This is a genomic window from Cupriavidus sp. C3SS-1, from assembly GCF_057073755.1.
The window spans coordinates 875,871-891,719 of sequence record NZ_CP172699.1 but is presented as its reverse complement, the minus strand read 5'-3'; the positions used below and the strand labels follow the sequence as shown (position 1 = coordinate 891,719).

General features: G+C 65.2%; 14 protein-coding genes. 5 read left to right on the top strand and 9 right to left on the bottom strand.

The features are described from left to right. Positions 1 to 48: 48 nt before the first annotated feature. Both msbA and dnaE read right to left on the bottom strand, forming a co-directional pair. Complete coding sequence (gene msbA / locus ACIGJC_RS04180) at positions 49 to 1,758, bottom strand: lipid A export permease/ATP-binding protein MsbA (protein WP_483711460.1); 1,710 nt, start codon at positions 1,756 to 1,758, stop codon at positions 49 to 51. Between the two features lie 278 nt (positions 1,759 to 2,036). Next, positions 2,037 to 5,555: a DNA polymerase III subunit alpha gene (gene dnaE / locus ACIGJC_RS04175; protein ID WP_483710764.1), complete on the bottom strand. Its 3,519-nt coding sequence runs from the start codon at positions 5,553 to 5,555 to the stop codon at positions 2,037 to 2,039. A gap of 181 nt (positions 5,556 to 5,736) precedes the next feature. Between dnaE and ACIGJC_RS04170 the strand changes: the two genes are divergently transcribed. Next, positions 5,737 to 6,585 (top strand): sulfurtransferase, encoded by an 849-nt coding sequence (locus ACIGJC_RS04170; RefSeq protein ID WP_483710763.1) that lies wholly within the window; start codon positions 5,737 to 5,739, stop codon positions 6,583 to 6,585. Between the two features lie 21 nt (positions 6,586 to 6,606). Here the strand turns inward: ACIGJC_RS04170 and ACIGJC_RS04165 are convergent, their stop codons facing one another. From ACIGJC_RS04165 to rpsP, 5 genes are all read right to left on the bottom strand, one after another. Next, positions 6,607 to 7,287, bottom strand: a complete 681-nt coding sequence (locus tag ACIGJC_RS04165) for a CoA pyrophosphatase (RefSeq protein ID WP_483710762.1) — start codon at positions 7,285 to 7,287, stop codon at positions 6,607 to 6,609. Positions 7,288 to 7,424: 137 nt separating this feature from the next. After that, positions 7,425 to 7,808, bottom strand: a complete 384-nt coding sequence (rplS, locus tag ACIGJC_RS04160; RefSeq protein ID WP_483710761.1) for a 50S ribosomal protein L19 — start codon at positions 7,806 to 7,808, stop codon at positions 7,425 to 7,427. Between the two features lie 75 nt (positions 7,809 to 7,883). After that, positions 7,884 to 8,666: a tRNA (guanosine(37)-N1)-methyltransferase TrmD gene (gene trmD, locus ACIGJC_RS04155; RefSeq protein ID WP_483710760.1), complete on the bottom strand. Its 783-nt coding sequence runs from the start codon at positions 8,664 to 8,666 to the stop codon at positions 7,884 to 7,886. Between the two features lie 40 nt (positions 8,667 to 8,706). Continuing rightward, positions 8,707 to 9,372, bottom strand: a complete 666-nt coding sequence (gene rimM, locus ACIGJC_RS04150) for a ribosome maturation factor RimM (protein ID WP_483710759.1) — start codon at positions 9,370 to 9,372, stop codon at positions 8,707 to 8,709. Positions 9,373 to 9,421: 49 nt separating this feature from the next. Continuing rightward, positions 9,422 to 9,676: a 30S ribosomal protein S16 gene (gene rpsP / locus ACIGJC_RS04145; protein WP_483710758.1), complete on the bottom strand. Its 255-nt coding sequence runs from the start codon at positions 9,674 to 9,676 to the stop codon at positions 9,422 to 9,424. Between the two features lie 142 nt (positions 9,677 to 9,818). Here rpsP and ACIGJC_RS04140 point away from each other — a divergent pair, with 142 nt between their 5' ends. The 3 genes from ACIGJC_RS04140 (at position 9,819) to ACIGJC_RS04130 (ending at position 12,275) form a co-directional block, all read left to right on the top strand. Then, a complete protein-coding gene (locus ACIGJC_RS04140) occupies positions 9,819 to 10,946 on the top strand; it encodes a PQQ-dependent sugar dehydrogenase (protein WP_483710757.1) in 1,128 nt (375 codons plus the stop codon). Positions 10,947 to 11,087: 141 nt separating this feature from the next. Beyond that, positions 11,088 to 11,480: a hypothetical protein gene (locus tag ACIGJC_RS04135; protein WP_483710756.1), complete on the top strand. Its 393-nt coding sequence runs from the start codon at positions 11,088 to 11,090 to the stop codon at positions 11,478 to 11,480. A gap of 300 nt (positions 11,481 to 11,780) precedes the next feature. Further along, a complete protein-coding gene (locus ACIGJC_RS04130) occupies positions 11,781 to 12,275 on the top strand; it encodes a TM2 domain-containing protein (RefSeq protein WP_483710755.1) in 495 nt (164 codons plus the stop codon). Between the two features lie 362 nt (positions 12,276 to 12,637). Here the strand turns inward: ACIGJC_RS04130 and ACIGJC_RS04125 are convergent, their stop codons facing one another. Beyond that, positions 12,638 to 13,900 (bottom strand): PA0069 family radical SAM protein, encoded by a 1,263-nt coding sequence (locus tag ACIGJC_RS04125; RefSeq protein ID WP_483710754.1) that lies wholly within the window; start codon positions 13,898 to 13,900, stop codon positions 12,638 to 12,640. A 2-nt stretch (positions 13,901 to 13,902) separates the two neighbouring features. Continuing rightward, the gene (locus tag ACIGJC_RS04120) at positions 13,903 to 14,406 is read right to left on the bottom strand and encodes an Lrp/AsnC ligand binding domain-containing protein (protein ID WP_276099779.1); all 504 of its coding nucleotides are present in this window, start codon (positions 14,404 to 14,406) and stop codon (positions 13,903 to 13,905) included. 110 nt (positions 14,407 to 14,516) lie between these two features. On the opposite strand from ACIGJC_RS04120, the gene ACIGJC_RS04115 reads away from it, so the two are divergent. Then, a complete protein-coding gene (locus ACIGJC_RS04115) occupies positions 14,517 to 15,821 on the top strand; it encodes a D-amino acid dehydrogenase (protein ID WP_483710753.1) in 1,305 nt (434 codons plus the stop codon). Positions 15,822 to 15,849 lie beyond the last annotated feature (28 nt).

Here is a 15,849-nt window from a genome sequence, read left to right as displayed (position 1 = left end):
TGTAGCCAAGGCGCAACCCGCAAGCCGGCAGCCCCGGCCGGCCAGCAATCAGTGCGTGGCGAACTGGATCCGGTGCAGCCCGGCGTACAGGCCATTGGTGGCCAGCAGTTCGTCGTGGGTACCCTGCTCCGCCACACGGCCGTGATCGAGCACGACGATGCGGTCGGCGTTCTCGATGGTGGAGAGGCGGTGCGCGATCACCAGCGTCGTACGGCCGACCATCAGCGCTTCCAGCGCCGCCTGCACCTGACGTTCGGATTCCGAATCGAGCGCCGACGTGGCTTCGTCCAGGATCAGGATCGGCGCGTCCTTGTAGATCGCGCGGGCGATAGCCAGTCGCTGGCGCTGGCCGCCCGAGAGCTTCATGCCGTTGTCGCCAATGTTCGTATCGAGGCCTTCGGGCAGGTTCTTCACCACGTCGGTCAGGTAGGCGGCCTGCAAGGCGCGCTCGACCCGCGCCATGTCGATCTTGTCGTCCGGCCCGACCCCGTACGCCACGTTGGCGGCAACGGTGTCGTTGAAGAGCACCACGTCCTGGCTCACGAAGGCGATCTGGTTGCGCAGTTCGCGCAGCGCGATATCGCCGATCGCGTGACCGTCCAGCAAGATGCGGCCATTGGTCGGATCGAAGAAGCGCGGCACCAGATTGACCAGCGTGGTCTTGCCACTGCCCGAAGGACCGACCAGCGCCACCACCTCGCCAGCCGGCACGCGGATATCGATACCCTCCAGCGCCGGCCTGCTGCCTTCGCCGTAGTGGAACCCGACGCGCTCGAATACCAGGTCTCCCTTGGCACGCTCGATGCGCACGCCGCCGTCCTGCGGCTCGGGCGGTTCGTCGATCAGCCGGAAGATCAGCTCGGCCGCGGTCAGGCCGCGCGTGAGCGGCTGGTTGATGTCGGTCAGGTGCTTGAGCGGCGAGATCAGCAGCAGCATGGCCATCACGAAACCGGTGAAGCCGCCGATCGTGGTCTGATTGCCCTGCGCCTGCACCATGGCGATGGTGATGATGACCGACAGCGCGAGCGCGGCGAGGAACGCCGTCACGGGTTGGTTCAGGCCGCCGGCCACGGCCATGCGCATCGAATAGTTCTTCAGCCGTTCCGCCATGTTGCGGAACCGGTGCATCTCGTAGGCCTCGCCGCCATGCAGCTTCACGACCTTGAAGCCGCCCGCGGCCTCCTCGACCACGTACGCCGCGCTGTTGGTCAGCGTCTGGTGGTCGCGGTTAAGGCGGCGCAGGCGCCGGTTGATCTTCGACATCAGGTAGCCGATCACGGGCAGGATCACGGCCACGATCAGCGTCAGGCGCCAGTTCGTGTAGAAGAGGTAGATCAGCAGCGCCACCACGGTGAGCGAATCCCGCACCAGCGTGATGAACACGTTGGTCAGGATCGACAGTACCTGGTTGACTTCGAAGATCACCGCGTTGATCAGCGAAGCTGCCGTATTGCGGTGGAAGAACTGGGCAGGCGCGTGCAGCAAGCGGTCGAACATCTGCATGCGCATCTTCAGCAATACACGGTTCGAAATCAGGCTCAGCAGGTAACCCGACGCAAACTGGGCCACACCGCGAATGAGCGCGACACCTGTCAGGATGGCCGGCACGTGCCACAGCTTGCCGGCGTAGTCGCCGCCAAAGCCCTTGTCGAGCAGGTCGTTGACGACCTTCGGGATCACGCCCTCGCTGGCCGCGACCACGGCCATGGCCAGGATGGCGGCAATGAAAATGCGCAGCTCCGGGCGCAGATAGCCCATCAGGCGCTTGCCTACCTTTACGTCTTGTCCGGCCGACTGTTCGGACTTCGCTGGATTGCTCACTACCACCCTTAATTTGAATGATGCGACGCGCACCCGTCTGAGGGGTGGCACGAGAAACGCCGAAGGACCACCGGAACTGGCTGCCCGGCATGGCGAAAACGCCACAGAGAGGCGCAAAAAACGCAGCCATTGTAACCGCATTCCCGGGCATGGCAGGCGTGCCGGAAGGCGCGCGGGGCTGGCGCGGCGCCAGCCCCGCGCGCCCCGCCGTGGCCTCAATACACCAGCTCGACCGCCTCGTTGCCGAGCCACTGCCGCAGTTCGCCGAGCAGGGCTTCGTCAGGCTCGACGCGCCAGTTCGGTCCGAGGTGGATATCGCATGCGGCACTCGGATTGCGGTAGCGCACCAGCAGGCCAAGGCCCGCCAGGCCAGTGTCGCGCGGCTTGGCACGGTACTGGGTGAGCATGGTGCGCAAGCGTTCCATGGTCGAGTCTTCCGGTGCGAGCGCAATGCTGAGCGCGCTGGCATAGGCGCTGCGGGCCGTGGCGAGGTCCATCACCGACTCGGCCGTAAAGCGCACGCCGCCGGTAAAGGTGTCGTGGCGCGCGTTGCCGGTGGCGATCAGCAATTCGTCCTCGCGGAACATGTGCCGGTTGGCATCGAACAGCTCGTTGAAGACGGTCATCTCCACCAGCCCGGTGCCGTCGTCGAGTTGCACGATGATCATCTTGCCGCGCTGCGTCATCTGCGTGCGCACCCCGGCGATCACACCGGCGATGGTCTTGCCGCGCACATCGCGGCCAAACCCGCCGCCATTGCCCTGCACTTCCTTTTCGAGCCCCGCCAGCGTGCTCTTCACGAAGCGGCGCACCTCGTCGCGGCACGCGTCGAACAGGTGTCCCGAGAAGTAATAGCCAAGCGCCTGCTTTTCTTCCTGCAGCGTGCGCTTGGGCGTCCAGCGCGGCTCGTCGAGCAGTTCCGGGCCGTGCGCGTCGCCGGCATCGCCCATCAGGTCGAACAGCGAGACCTGGTTGGCCGACTGGGCCTTCTGGTCGGCCGCTTCCATGGCGATCGAGACCGAAGCGAGCAACTGCGCGCGGTTGTCGTTGAGGCTGTCGAACGCACCGGCTCGGATCAACGCCTCGATGGTGCGGCGGTTTACCTGGCGGCGATCGACGCGCTCGCAGAAGTCGAACAGGTCCGTGAACGGCCGTTCCGCGCGCGCGCGCAGGATGTCTTCGATGGCGCCCTGGCCGGAACCCTTGATGCCGCCGAGTCCATAGCGGATGGTTTTGGCATCGGTCGGCGCGAAGCGGTATTCGCTGGCGTTGACGTCGGGCGGCAGCACGGCAAGCTTGTTGAGCTTGCAGTCCTCGTAGAGGATCTTGACCTTGTCGGTATCGTCCATGGCCAGCGACATGTTGGCTGCCATGAATTCGGCCGGGTGATGCGCCTTGAGCCAGGCGGTGTAGTACGCCAGCAGCGCGTACGCGGCCGCGTGCGACTTGTTGAAGCCGTAGCCCGCGAACTTCTCCATCAGGTCGAAGATATCGTCGGCCTGCTCGGCGGAAAGTCCGTTCTTGGCGGCGCCTTCGCGGAACATCACGCGGTGCTGCGCCATCTCCTCGGGCTTCTTCTTGCCCATGGCGCGGCGCAGCAGGTCGGCGCCGCCCAGCGAGTAGCCGCCGATGATCTGCGCCATCTGCATCACCTGCTCCTGGTAGACCATGATGCCGTAGGTCTCCTTGAGCACGGGCTCGACGCGCGCATCCGGATACTCGACCTTCTCGCGGCCGTGCTTGCGCGCGCAGAAGCTGGGGATCAGGTCCATCGGGCCCGGCCGGTACAGTGCCACCAGCGCGATGATGTCCTCGAAGCGGTCAGGCTTGGCGTCCTTCAGCATGCCCTGCATGCCGCGGCTTTCCAGCTGGAACACGGCAACCGTGTTGGCCGTCTTCAGGATGTCAAAGGCCGGGCCGTCATCCAGCGGAATCTGGCTGCAATTCCAGTCCGCCTTGCTCGGGTCGAGCCGGCGGATATAGCGTTCGGCCCAGTCGAGGATGGTCAGCGTGGTCAGGCCCAAAAAGTCGAACTTGACCAGGCCGGCCGCTTCCACGTCGTCCTTGTCGTACTGGCTGACGACACCGCTCATGCCGTCGTTCTGCGCGCCCTGCGTGTAGAGCGGGCAGAAATCGGTCAGGCGCCCTGGCGCGATCAGCACGCCGCCGGCGTGCATGCCGACGTTGCGGGTCATGCCCTCGACACGCTGCGCCAGTTCCAGCAGCTGGCGCACTTCTTCCTCGTTGTTCTCGCGCTCGGTGAGCAGCGGCTCTTCCTTCTTGGCTTCCTCGATCGTGACGAGCTTGCCTGGCTTGAACGGAATCAGCTTGGCGATGCCGTCGACGAAGCCGTAGCCAAGGTCGAGCACGCGTCCTACGTCGCGCACCGCGGCCTTGGCCGCCATGGTGCCGAAGGTGGCGATCTGCGATACCGCGTCCTTGCCGTACTTTTCCTTCACGTACGTGATCACGCGGTCACGGCCGTGCTGGCAGAAGTCGATATCGAAGTCGGGCATGGACACCCGTTCCGGATTCAGGAAACGCTCGAACAGCAGCGCGTACTTGAGCGGGTCCAGGTCGGTGATGCCGAGCGCATAGGCCACCAGCGAACCCGCGCCGGAGCCGCGGCCCGGGCCCACGGGCACGCCGTTGTTCTTGGCCCAGTTGATAAAGTCCGCCACGATCAGGAAGTAGCCGGGAAAGCCCATCTTGATGATGGTGCCGGTCTCGAACTCCAGCCGCGCGTAGTATTCGGGCCGCTTGGCCTCGCGCTGCGCCTCGTCCGGGAACAGGACGGCCATACGCTTCTCCAGGCCGTCCTTGGCCATGAAGACCAGGTAGTCGTCGAGCGACATGCCGTCGGGCGTGGGGAACAGCGGCAGGCGCGGCTTGCCGAGCTCCAGCGTCAGGTTGCAGCGCTTCGCGATCTCGACGGCGTTCTCGAGCGCGGACGGGATGTCTGCGAACAGCGCGCACATCTCGTCCTGCGTCTTGAAATACTGGTCCGTGGTGAAACGGCGCGTGCGGCGCGGATTGGCCAGCAATTCGCCTTCGGCGATACAGACGCGCGCCTCGTGCGCAGTGAACTCGTCCGGCGTCATGAACTGCACCGGATGCGTGGCCACCACGGGCAACTGCATCTCGGCGGCCAGGTGCACGGCCTGCTGCACATAGGCGTCCGTGCCCGGATGGCCGGCGCGCTGCACCTCGATGTAGAAACGCTGCGGGAAGACGGTGGCCCAATGCTCGGCGGCGCGACGGGCGCCTTCGACGTTGCCATTGGCCAGCGCCATGCCGACATCGCCACCCATCGCGCCCGACAGCCCGATCAGTCCTGTCGCCAGCGGCTGGCCCGCTTCACCGGGTTCGCTGAACCAGCCGGGCTCGATTTCGGCACGGCCACGGTGCTGGTTCGACAGCCATGCGCGGGACAGCAGCATGCACAGGTTCAGGTAGCCGATGCGGTCCTGCACCAGCAACAGCAGCCGCGCGGGCTTGTCGCGGTCGTCCGCATTGGACAGCCAGACATCGGCGCCGACCACGGGCTTGACGCCGCCGCCGCGCGCTTCCTTGTAGAAGCGGATCAGGCCGAAGGCGTTGGCAAGGTCGGTGAGAGCGAGCGCGCCCATGCCATCCTTGGCCGCGGCCTTCACGGCATCCTCCAGGCGGACGATGCCGTCGACGACGGAATACTCGGAATGGACGCGAAGGTGTACGAAACGGGGGGCAGACATGGGCGACATTGTACCGGCTCGGGCATGGCAACGGCCGCCCCGCAGACATCGTCGACACGCCACGATAGCTGAGGACGACGCTAGGAAATGGCGGCCGGCAGCGGGCCGGCGCGCTATAATTTCACGTTTCCAATCAGGCAGTTATCGCGTGCTTTGCGCGCGTGATGCAGCGCAGCCCATCATGCAGATCGTCAACATCTCCGCTTACAAGTTCGTCTCGCTCAACGACATCGAGACCTTGCGTCCGGAAATGCGCTCGCGCTGCGAGGCGCTCGCCCTGAAGGGCACCATCCTGCTCGCGCCGGAGGGTATCAACATGTTCCTGGCCGGCCCGCGCGATGCCATCGACGGCTTTATGGCGTGGCTGCACGCCGACGCGCGCTTCGCGGACATTACGCCCAAGGAAAGCCTGTCGGACAACCAGCCCTTCAAGCGCATGCTGGTGCGGGCCAAGAAGGAAATCATCACCATGAAGCGCCCGCTGATCCGCCCCGAGGAAGGGCGTGCGCCGTCGGTACGGCCGGTCGACCTCAAACGCTGGCTCGACCAGGGCCATGACGACGAAGGCCGCCCGGTGGTGATGCTCGATACGCGCAACGATTTCGAAGTGGCGGTGGGGACGTTCGATACGGTGGTGGAATACAACCTCACCAAGTTCAGCGAATTCCCCGAAGCCGTGGAAGCCCACAAGGCGGATTTCCAGGGCAAGACCGTGGTGTCGTTCTGCACCGGCGGCATCCGCTGCGAGAAAGCCGCGATCCATATGCAGGAAGTCGGCATCGATCACGTCTACCAGCTTGAAGGCGGCATCCTCAAATATTTCGAGGAAGTCGGCGGCAGCCACTATCGCGGCGACTGCTTCGTCTTCGACTACCGCACGGCGCTCAACCCGAACCTTGAACCGGCTGGTCCCAGGCAGTGCTTTGCCTGCCGCGCCGTGGTCACGCCGGAAGAGCAGCAAAGGCCGCAGTACGTCGTCGGCAAAAGCTGCCCGCACTGCATCGGGCAACAAGGTCAGGCCGCAGCCTGATTCTGCGCGCCGCAGCGAAACTCAGGCGGCAAGCAAGTGGTAGAGATTGCGCAGCATGCCGGCCGTCGCGCCCCAGATGAAGCGATGGCCACCGCCTTCGCGCGGGAAGGGCATGGCATAGAACATCCGTTCGCCATCGACCCAGCGGAACAGGCGTCGCTCATGGTGCGAAGGGTCCATCAGGAAAGCCAGCGGCACCTCGAACACATCGGCCACTTCGGAGGCGTCGGGCCGCAAGGTGAAGCCGTCGCGTACCAGGCCCACCACCGGGCTGACATGGAAACCGGTGCCGGTGATGTAGTCCGGCAGTGCGCCTAGCACCTCCACATAGTCGCGTGCCAGGCCCACTTCTTCCTCGGTCTCCCGCAAGGCCGTATCAACGCGGCTGGCGTCATAGTCTTCCTGGCTGCCACCGGGAAAACTGATCTGCCCCGCGTGCGCGCTCAGGTTGGCATTGCGTTCGGTGAGCAAGATCGTCAGGCCATCCCGGCGCTCGACAATCGGCACCAGCACGGAGGCCTGGCGCAGGCTTCGGCTACGGTCGTACACACGGGATTCATCGGTCAGCTCGGGCGCCCAGGCCGGCGGCACCTGCAGCCGGCGGCGGATGAAATCCGCCCTCAGGCGCGGCGCGCTCAGCGCCGGTCGGCGCGTGTCGGTATCGATGATGGGGAGGGATTCGGGATCAAAGGCGGGGCGCATAACAGGTTGAAGTATGACAGATGCTCGTCTTCCGGCAGCGCAGCAATCCGGCACAGTTGCCAAAACGCAAAAAGGGCACCTTGCGGTGCCCTTCCCGAGGAAACGTCCAGCCGGCAAAACCGGCCAGCATGTCCGGCTTACTGAGCAGCCTTGACTGCCTTCGAAACCAGCTTTTCCTTGATACGTGCCGACTTGCCCGAGCGCTCGCGCAGGTAGTACAGCTTCGCACGACGCACGTCGCCGCGACGCTTCACTTCGATGCCGGCGATCAGCGGCGAGTACAGCTGGAACGTACGTTCCACGCCTTCACCCGACGAGATCTTGCGCACGATGAAGGACGAATTCAGGCCACGGTTACGCTTGGCGATCACCACGCCTTCGTAAGCCTGCACGCGCTTGCGATTGCCTTCCACCACGTTCACGCTGACGATCACGGTGTCGCCGGGTGCGAATGCGGGGATGGTCTTGTTCGCGGTCAGACGCGCGATCTCGTCTTTCTCGATCTGCTCGATGATGTTCATCGTTCTTTCTCCGTAACCATCGTGCCGGCGTTGGATGCCCCGGGCATTGCCCGGGCCCCGGCAGAGGATGGGGTTTTACCTGGCGGGAGAAATCTCCCGCCCTTCTTTCGCCTGCCATTCCGACAGGAATTTCTCGTCGGAACGGGTCAGCAAACCTTGCCCGCGAGCGGTCTCGATCAGGTCGGGACGCTTTCTCGCGGTATTGGCCAGCGCCTGCTGGCGCCGCCATTTTTCAATCTCGGCATGATGGCCGCCGAGCAGGATCTCGGGTACCCGCACACCGTCGTACTCTTCCGGCCGCGTGTAATGCGGACAATCGAGCAAGCCGTTGACGAAGCTGTCCTGCACCGCCGACTGCGCGTCGCCCAGTACACCGGGCAAGTGCCGCACCACGGCATCGATCAATGCCATCGCGGGCAACTCGCCGCCGGACAGCACGAAATCGCCAAGGCTGATTTCCTCATGCACGCGACGATCGATCAGGCGCTGGTCGATGGCCTCATAGCGGCCGCACAACAGTACCAGTCCGGGCCGCTGCGCGAGCGACATGACCTTCTGGTGTGTCAGCGGCGCACCCTGAGGCGACATCAGCACCACATGCGGCGTCTCGACGCCTGCCTGAGCCTGCGCGGCCGAGGCCGCATCGATCGCTTCTTCCAGCGGCCTGGCCAGCATGACCATGCCGGGCCCGCCGCCGTACGGCCGATCATCGATCGTACGGTAGTTGTCCGTGGTGAAATCCCGCGGATTCCAGGTACGCAGGGCGTACCGTTGCTGCTTGGCTGCCCGGCTGGTAATGCCCCAGTCGGTCAGCGCGCGAAACATGTCGGGAAACAGCGTGATTACATCGAACTGCATCCGCCTTCCCCCTCCAAACCGCACCGGCTCCGGTACAAGTTCAGTAGTCGAGCCCCCAGTCCACCACGATGCGCTTGCCCGCGGTGTCGACCGTGCGCAGGAACGCATCGACAAACGGCACGAGCCGCTCAGCGGCCTGACCGTCGGGCAATGCGTAAGCCACCTGCAGGATCTGGTGAGCCCCGTTATCGATCAGACCGGACACCTCGCCCAGCAACTCGCCTTGCTCGTTGCTCACGGTGCAGCCGATCAGATCTACCCAGTAAAACTCATTCTCGTCCGGCGCCGGAAAGTCCTCGCGCCGGATCCACACGCGTCGCCCCCTGAGCGCTTCGGCCAGATTGCGGTCCGAAACGCCGGTTGCCTGTGCCACCACGGTTCCGCTGTGCTCGCGCGATTGCGCGATCTTGACGCACACCGCCTGGGCACGCGAAGCCTCCGCCGTGGCCACCAGGCCAGCCTGCGGGGGCATCAGCAGCCACCAGCGGCGCGCATGCAGCAGCGCGGACGCATCATTGGCATGGGGCTGGATCTTGATCCAGCCGCGGATGCCATAGGCATCACCGACATAGCCGACCTCGACCAGATCATCCGGGAGGGGATCGGCATACAGCAGCGTCGCCGGCAGCTTGACCGCCTTGGACGACTCGCCTTGAGGCCGGTTCAGCGGCCTTGGCGCAGCGGCGCCCTGCTTTCGTTCAGTCACGTGTGCAATGAAAAACGCGCCCCGATAGGGAGCGCGCTGCAACCTGCTATCAGGCAGCAGCCTTGGCGGCGTTCTGCTTGACCAGGCGTGCAACGGTCGGCGACAGCTGGGCGCCAACGCCTTGCCAGTAGGCCAGACGGTCCTGCACAACGCGCAGGCCTTCTTCGCCTGCCGAAGCCAGCGGATTGTAGAAGCCAACGCGCTCAATGAAGCGGCCATCGCGACGGTTGCGCGAATCGGTAGCGACGATGTTGAAGAAGGGGCGCTTCTTGCTGCCGCCACGAGCCAGACGGATAACGACCATGAGATGGTTCCTCAGAAAACTTGGTGTTCGAACACGAAACGCAAGAGTATAGCCCAATATCCGTGGTCAAACAAACACTTAGACGGTTGACGCGATGCGTGCGCAAGGGCATCGTGGCGAAATCCGCGACTGGAGGCACGCCATGGGAATCGTCAGGCACTTCGTTGATCGCACCGCGCATCTGGCCGCACTGGCTTGCATCACGCTGCTGGGCGCGCCGTCCACCACGTTCGCGGCCCTGCCTCTCGCGGAGATCCAGTTGCCGCCAGGGTTCCGCATCGAAGTCCTCAGCGATACCGTGCCGGGCGCCCGCGAAATGGCACTGAGCCCCTCCGGCACCCTGTTCGTCGGCTCGAATTCCCAAGGCAAGGCCTACGCCCTGCCTGCGGCGCTGACCGGCAAGCCGGTGACACGCGTAGTGGCCCGCGGCCTTGCCATGCCAGTCGGCGTGGCCTTTCGCGATGGCAGCCTCTATGTGTCGTCCACCTCGCGCATTGTGCGGCTCGACGACATCGATGCTCGCCTCGACAACCCGCCGGCACCTGTCGTCGTGAGCGACCGGTTTCCCAAGGAAATGAGCCACGGCTGGAAATTCATCGCTTTTGGCCCGGACGGCTATCTCTACGTCCCGGTCGGCGCCCCCTGCAATATCTGCGCCCCGGACGAGAACCGCTACGCCAACATCATGAAGATACGACCCGATGGGTCGGACCTGCAGGTGGTGGCGCGCGGCGTGCGCAATTCGGTCGGATTCGACTGGCATCCCACGACGCACGAACTGTGGTTCACCGACAACGGCCGCGACAACCTCGGCGACGACCAGCCCGACGACGAACTCAATCGCGTTACGCAGGCCGGGCAGCATTTCGGCTATCCGTTCTGCCACGCTGGCAATGTCCCCGATCCCGAATTCGGCAGGCAGCGCCCCTGCTCCGAGTTCGTGCCGCCGGTGGCCAGGCTCGGCGCGCATGTCGCTGCGCTGGGCATGCGCTTTTACACCGGCACGCAGTTTCCGGCCGCGTACCGGAACAACATCTTCATTGCCGAGCACGGCAGCTGGAACCGCAGCGAGCCCATCGGCTACCGGGTCGTGCGCGTGACACTGGACGCGCAGGGCAAGGCGACAAGCCAGGAAATCTTTGCGCAGGGCTGGCTCCAGCACGGCAAAGCCTGGGGCCGCCCGGCGGACGTGCTGGTCGCGCCGGACGGCTCGCTGCTGGTCAGCGACGACCACGCAGGCGCGATTTATCGCATCCGCTACGCCCCCTGAAATCCCCCAAGGAGCGCCTGATTGCAACGAAACAATCCGTTACACCGGTAACGCGATTCGCATAGGCGGGCCGATGCCCCATGCGTACCATGAACCCAACTTTGAAACACAACGCTGCGCGTCTGGATCCTGGGATTCCGCATGTTCACCCGCTCATTCCTGCGCGACCTGGTGGCTGGCATCCTCGCCGTTGCGGGCTTGATCGGCGCCGTCGCCGCAAGTCATGCACAAGTCACGTTCTGGCCTCGCTCGCATGCCGATGCCCATGCCCCGCGTCTGCAGGCCGGCGGCTGGCAAATGGCCAGCGTCCGCGCCGAGAGCCGCGACCACGTCCAGGCACAGATCGACCGCATGGAAGCGCGCGCCCGCGCCGATGATCGGCTGAGCGGCAGGCCGAATGCCCCGAATGGCCGCGACGACAACCGTTCGCGCCCGCAGGAACGCACCAGCCAGAATGACGGCAACCGCAATGACAACCGCCCGGCCAGCGTAGGTCCGGGCTGGCAGGCCCGCGGCCGCGAAGGCGGCCGCTAAGCGCCCTGGAACTCGTCCGGGGGACTGCGGTCACTATCTGAGTGCGCCCCCAACGCGCGCACAGGCTGTCGCCCTCAAGCTGCCCCGCAACGTGCAGCGTACCGTCCGCGCGGACGGCATACCAAACTGACCTGCCTCTGCCCGGCACCTCCTGCAAGGCGGGGAGATCAGCCGGGCGACAGCCTCCACGGCAATGCCCCTGTCGTACAATGTGTCCCGGCTGGCACCCGCTGCCGCCGCGCCCCATTGACCGCTGCCGGTGGCATGCCCGCCGGCACCCTTCGCCACGTTGCCCTCCCCATGCCCGCAGCCAGCCAAGCGCCACAAGCCTCCCGGCCCACCGCCGCGCCGTCCACGCGCTCGAGATCGAAGCTGCTGACGGTGGCGCTCGCCTTCCTGTTCGGCAGCCTTGGCGCGCACCGCTTCTACCTTGGCGGACTGCGCGACCAGTATGGCTGGCTGCACCTGCTGGCCATGCTTGCGGGTATGGTTGGCGTTGCGTCGATGGCGGCTGACGCCGGATCGCCCGCGTTGAACTGGACCTTCGCGGTGGCCGGCGGCACCTCCGTGATCGGCGCCTTCCTGGCCGCGATCATCTATGGCCTGCGCCCGGATGACAAATGGGACGCCCGCTTCAACCCGAATGGCACGCCCACGCGCTCAGGGTGGCCAGTGGTGATCCTGGTGATCCTGTCGCTGCTGATCGGCACCGGCTTGCTGATGGCCGGGCTTGCCATCAGCTTCCAGACCTTCTTCGAGTCGCAAGTGGAAGCGGCGCGCGCACTGTCACAGTAAGCCGCTTGCCGACGCCGGCCAGCCGTGCAGCCGTCCTTGCCCGGCGACGCCAGTGGCACGCAGGCTGCTGCCCGATCTTTGCTGAACTTGTCCGCACGCAAAGCGTGGCCAATGACGGGTTTCCCTTCCGGGCAAATCGCCCATACTGGAAAAACCGCCGGCCTCCGGCGGCAATCCGTCCGGCCGGCCCCGACACCGACCGTGCAAAGGAGCAAGACCGACATGCCTACGTATGAAGAGGGACGCCTGGCGGCCATCGCAGTCAGGCTCGCGTTGTCTTCAGGGCTGGCACCGGCCCGCGCCAGGGCCGCGCTGGAGTTGGCAAGCAGCATGATCCGCGATCAGGAAGCGACCGCCGCCACTCAGAACAAGGTGCCCTGCGCGTCGTCCGCATCGGCCGTCCAACTGGGCGGCACGCGAAATCGCGACGTATCGAGTTCGAATCGGTTGTAACGGAATCCCAGCCGGTCTGCCGCCTTGTAGAAGCGCTGGCGCATCAGATCGGCCCACACCCCTGTTCCGCGCATGCGTGTGGCAAAGCTGGCGTCATAGGCTTTGCCCTCCCGCATGTCACGCACGCGGTTCATCACCCGCTCGGCCCGGTCCGGAAAATGGGCCTGCAGCCATTCCTCAAACAGCGGGCGCACTTCCCACGGCAACCTGAGCACGATGTAGTTGGCATAGACGGCACCCGCCTGGCGCGCCGCCTCCAGCACTCGTTCCAGGTCCGGCTCCGTGATGAACGGAATAACCGGCGCGATACTGACGCCAACCGGGATGCCTGCCTCCGACAAGGTGCGGATCGTACGCAGGCGCCGCGATGGCGTTGCCGCGCGCGGCTCCAGGGTGCGCGCGATGGTAGCGTCCAGCGTGGTCAGCGTCACGGCCGCCACGGCGAGCCCCTTGGCCGCCATGGGCGCCAGCAGATCGATATCGCGCTCGATCAGCGAGGATTTCGTGATCAGCGCCACCGGATGGTCGCAGGCGCTGAGCACTTCGAGGATGCCGCGCGTCACACGATGCTCGCGCTCGATCGGCTGGTAGGCATCGGTATTGACGCCGAGCGCAATCGTCTCGCAACGGTAAGCCGGCCGGATCAGCGCCGCGCGCAGCCGTTCGGCAGCGTTGGTCTTGGCATACAGGCGGGTCTCGAAATCCAGCCCCGGCGACAGGTCCAGGTAGGCGTGCGTGGGCCTGGCAAAGCAATAGATGCAGCCGTGTTCGCAGCCGCGGTATGGATTCAGCGAGACATCGAACGGGATATCCGGAGACGCATTGTGCGTGAGGACCAAGCGCGCGCGCTCGATCGTGACTTCGGTGCGCAGCGGCGCAAGCGGCGCGGTGTCAACCGGGACGATTGGAATGACGGGCCTGCGCGTCGCCGCTTCTTTCCCCGTGCCGGCGGACTCGCCGGCGCTTTCGTCGTTGCCGGACGCTCCCCAGCCGTCATCGAACGGCTCGCGCTGGTCCCGTTCGAACCGGCCCTGGATATTGCTGACCGCGCCCCGCCCCTTGCGCGCCACTGGCGGACGAACGCCGGCCGTGGCGCTCGCATCCTCGGCGTCGCGTTCGCGGCGCAATGCACCGTGCGGATCGGGGGCGGAATCCGGCGGGAAACGTCTCATCGTCAGGCTGGCTGCGCCTTCTCCTCCACGGAAATGGCCAGTGTCTCCTTGATCTCTTCCATCACTACGTAGCTCTTTGACTGCGCGGCGCCCGGCAACTGCAGCAGGATATCGCCGAGCAGGCGCCGATATTCGCCGATCTCGCGGATGCGCGCCTTGATCAGATAATCGAAGTCGCCCGAGACCAGATGGCACTCCAGCACCTCCGGAATCCGCAGGACTTCGCGGCGGAACTGCTCGAACATATTGCCCGACTTGTTCCCGAGCGAGATCTCGACGAACACCAGCAGCGCGCTGCCGAGCAAGCCCGGATTCAGCCGCGCGTAGTAGCCCATGATGACACCATCGCGCTCCAGGCGCTTGACCCGCTCGATGCACGGCGTGATGGTCAGCCCGACCGCCTCGGCGAGGTCTTTCATCGACATCCGGCCATCCGCCTGCAGCAGCATCAGGATCTTGCGGTCGAGGCGGTCGAGGGCACGCACCGGCTGGCGACTGGTTCTCATGAGTTATTCCTGTTTTTCTAAGAAATTCGAAAACTATGACTGGGTTATATTCAATAGTATAGAGACAAATCCTTCAATACCCTGACATCCTGGTTAGGAGCCCCCGAAACATGCGCGTTCTCGTACTTGGCAGTGGCGTCATCGGCGTCACCAGTGCGTGGTATCTGGCCAAAGCCGGTCATGAAGTAACGGTTGTGGACCGCGAAGCTGGCCCAGCGCTCGGCACCAGCTTTGCCAATGCCGGGCAGATCTCGCCGGGATACGCATCGCCGTGGGCCGCTCCGGGCGTGCCGCTCAAAGCCATCAAGTGGATGTTCCAGGAACACGCGCCGCTGAGCATTCGCCCTGACGGGACCCTGTTCCAGTTGCAATGGATGTGGCAGATGCTGCAGAACTGCAGCGCCGAGCGCTACGCCGTCAACAAGGAACGCATGGTGCGGCTGGCCGAATACAGCCGCGATTGCATCCGCGACCTGCGCGCCCAGACCGGCATTGCCTATGAAGGACGCCAGCAAGGCACGCTGCAAGTGTTCCGTACGCAGGGCCAACTCGATGGCGCGGCGAAGGACATCGCCGTACTCGAGGAAGCCGGCGTGCCCTACCAGTTGCTTTCGCGCGAGGAACTCGCCGCGAGCGAACCGGCGCTGGCCGCCGTCAGCCACAAGCTGAGCGGCGGCCTGCGCCTCCCCAACGACGAAACCGGCGACTGCCAGATGTTTACCGGACGCCTGGCAGCCATGGCCGAGTCGCTGGGCGTGAAATTCCTCTACAACCGCTCGATCAACAACCTGATGACCCAAGGCGACGCCGTGACCGGCGCCGTGGTCGATGGCGAGCCCATGCCGGCCGACCTCGTCGTCGTGGCGCTGGGCAGCTGGTCGACGCAGCTCGTCAAGCCGTTCCTGCATGGCATGTCCAACTTGCCGGTCTATCCGCTCAAGGGCTTCTCGATCACGGTGCCGATGACAGATGCCTCGCGCAGCCCGGTATCGACCGTGCTGGACGAAACCTACAAGGTCGCGATCACGCGCTTCGAGGATCGCATCCGCGTCGGCGGCATGGCGCAGATCGTCGGCTATGACCGTTCGCTCGATCCGGCTAAGCGCCGCACGCTGGAACACGTGGTCACCGACCTGTTCCCGGGCGCCGGCGATGTCAGCGAGGCCACCTTCTGGACCGGCCTGCGTCCGATGACGCCGGACGGCACGCCCATCGTCGGCCCGACCCAGGTACGCGGCCTCTGGCTCAATACGGGCCACGGCACGCTTGGCTGGACCATGGCCTGCGGCTCGGGCAAGCTGCTGTCGGATCTGGTCTCGGGCAAGTCCCCCGCGATCCGCGCGGACGACCTGTCGGTGGCACGGTACCTGAAGCCGGCTCGCACGCACGGCATGCCGCGTCCCGCGACGGCCTGACCGGGCCGGACATATCAGCAAAAAAGGG

Coding starts and splice junctions, on each gene's coding strand:
- ACIGJC_RS04115 (WP_483710753.1), top strand. CDS start 14,517: ATGCGCGTTCTCGTACTTGGCAGTGGCGTCATCGGCGTCACCAGTGCG.
- rplS (WP_483710761.1), bottom strand. CDS start 7,808: ATGAACATCATCGAGCAGATCGAGAAAGACGAGATCGCGCGTCTGACC.
- ACIGJC_RS04120 (WP_276099779.1), bottom strand. CDS start 14,406: ATGAGAACCAGTCGCCAGCCGGTGCGTGCCCTCGACCGCCTCGACCGC.
- ACIGJC_RS04130 (WP_483710755.1), top strand. CDS start 11,781: ATGCCCGCAGCCAGCCAAGCGCCACAAGCCTCCCGGCCCACCGCCGCG.
- ACIGJC_RS04125 (WP_483710754.1), bottom strand. CDS start 13,900: ATGAGACGTTTCCCGCCGGATTCCGCCCCCGATCCGCACGGTGCATTG.
- ACIGJC_RS04135 (WP_483710756.1), top strand. CDS start 11,088: ATGTTCACCCGCTCATTCCTGCGCGACCTGGTGGCTGGCATCCTCGCC.
- trmD (WP_483710760.1), bottom strand. CDS start 8,666: ATGCAGTTCGATGTAATCACGCTGTTTCCCGACATGTTTCGCGCGCTG.
- ACIGJC_RS04170 (WP_483710763.1), top strand. CDS start 5,737: ATGCAGATCGTCAACATCTCCGCTTACAAGTTCGTCTCGCTCAACGAC.
- ACIGJC_RS04140 (WP_483710757.1), top strand. CDS start 9,819: ATGGGAATCGTCAGGCACTTCGTTGATCGCACCGCGCATCTGGCCGCA.
- rpsP (WP_483710758.1), bottom strand. CDS start 9,676: ATGGTCGTTATCCGTCTGGCTCGTGGCGGCAGCAAGAAGCGCCCCTTC.
- msbA (WP_483711460.1), bottom strand. CDS start 1,758: ATGGGCTATCTGCGCCCGGAGCTGCGCATTTTCATTGCCGCCATCCTG.
- ACIGJC_RS04165 (WP_483710762.1), bottom strand. CDS start 7,287: ATGCGCCCCGCCTTTGATCCCGAATCCCTCCCCATCATCGATACCGAC.
- dnaE (WP_483710764.1), bottom strand. CDS start 5,555: ATGTCTGCCCCCCGTTTCGTACACCTTCGCGTCCATTCCGAGTATTCC.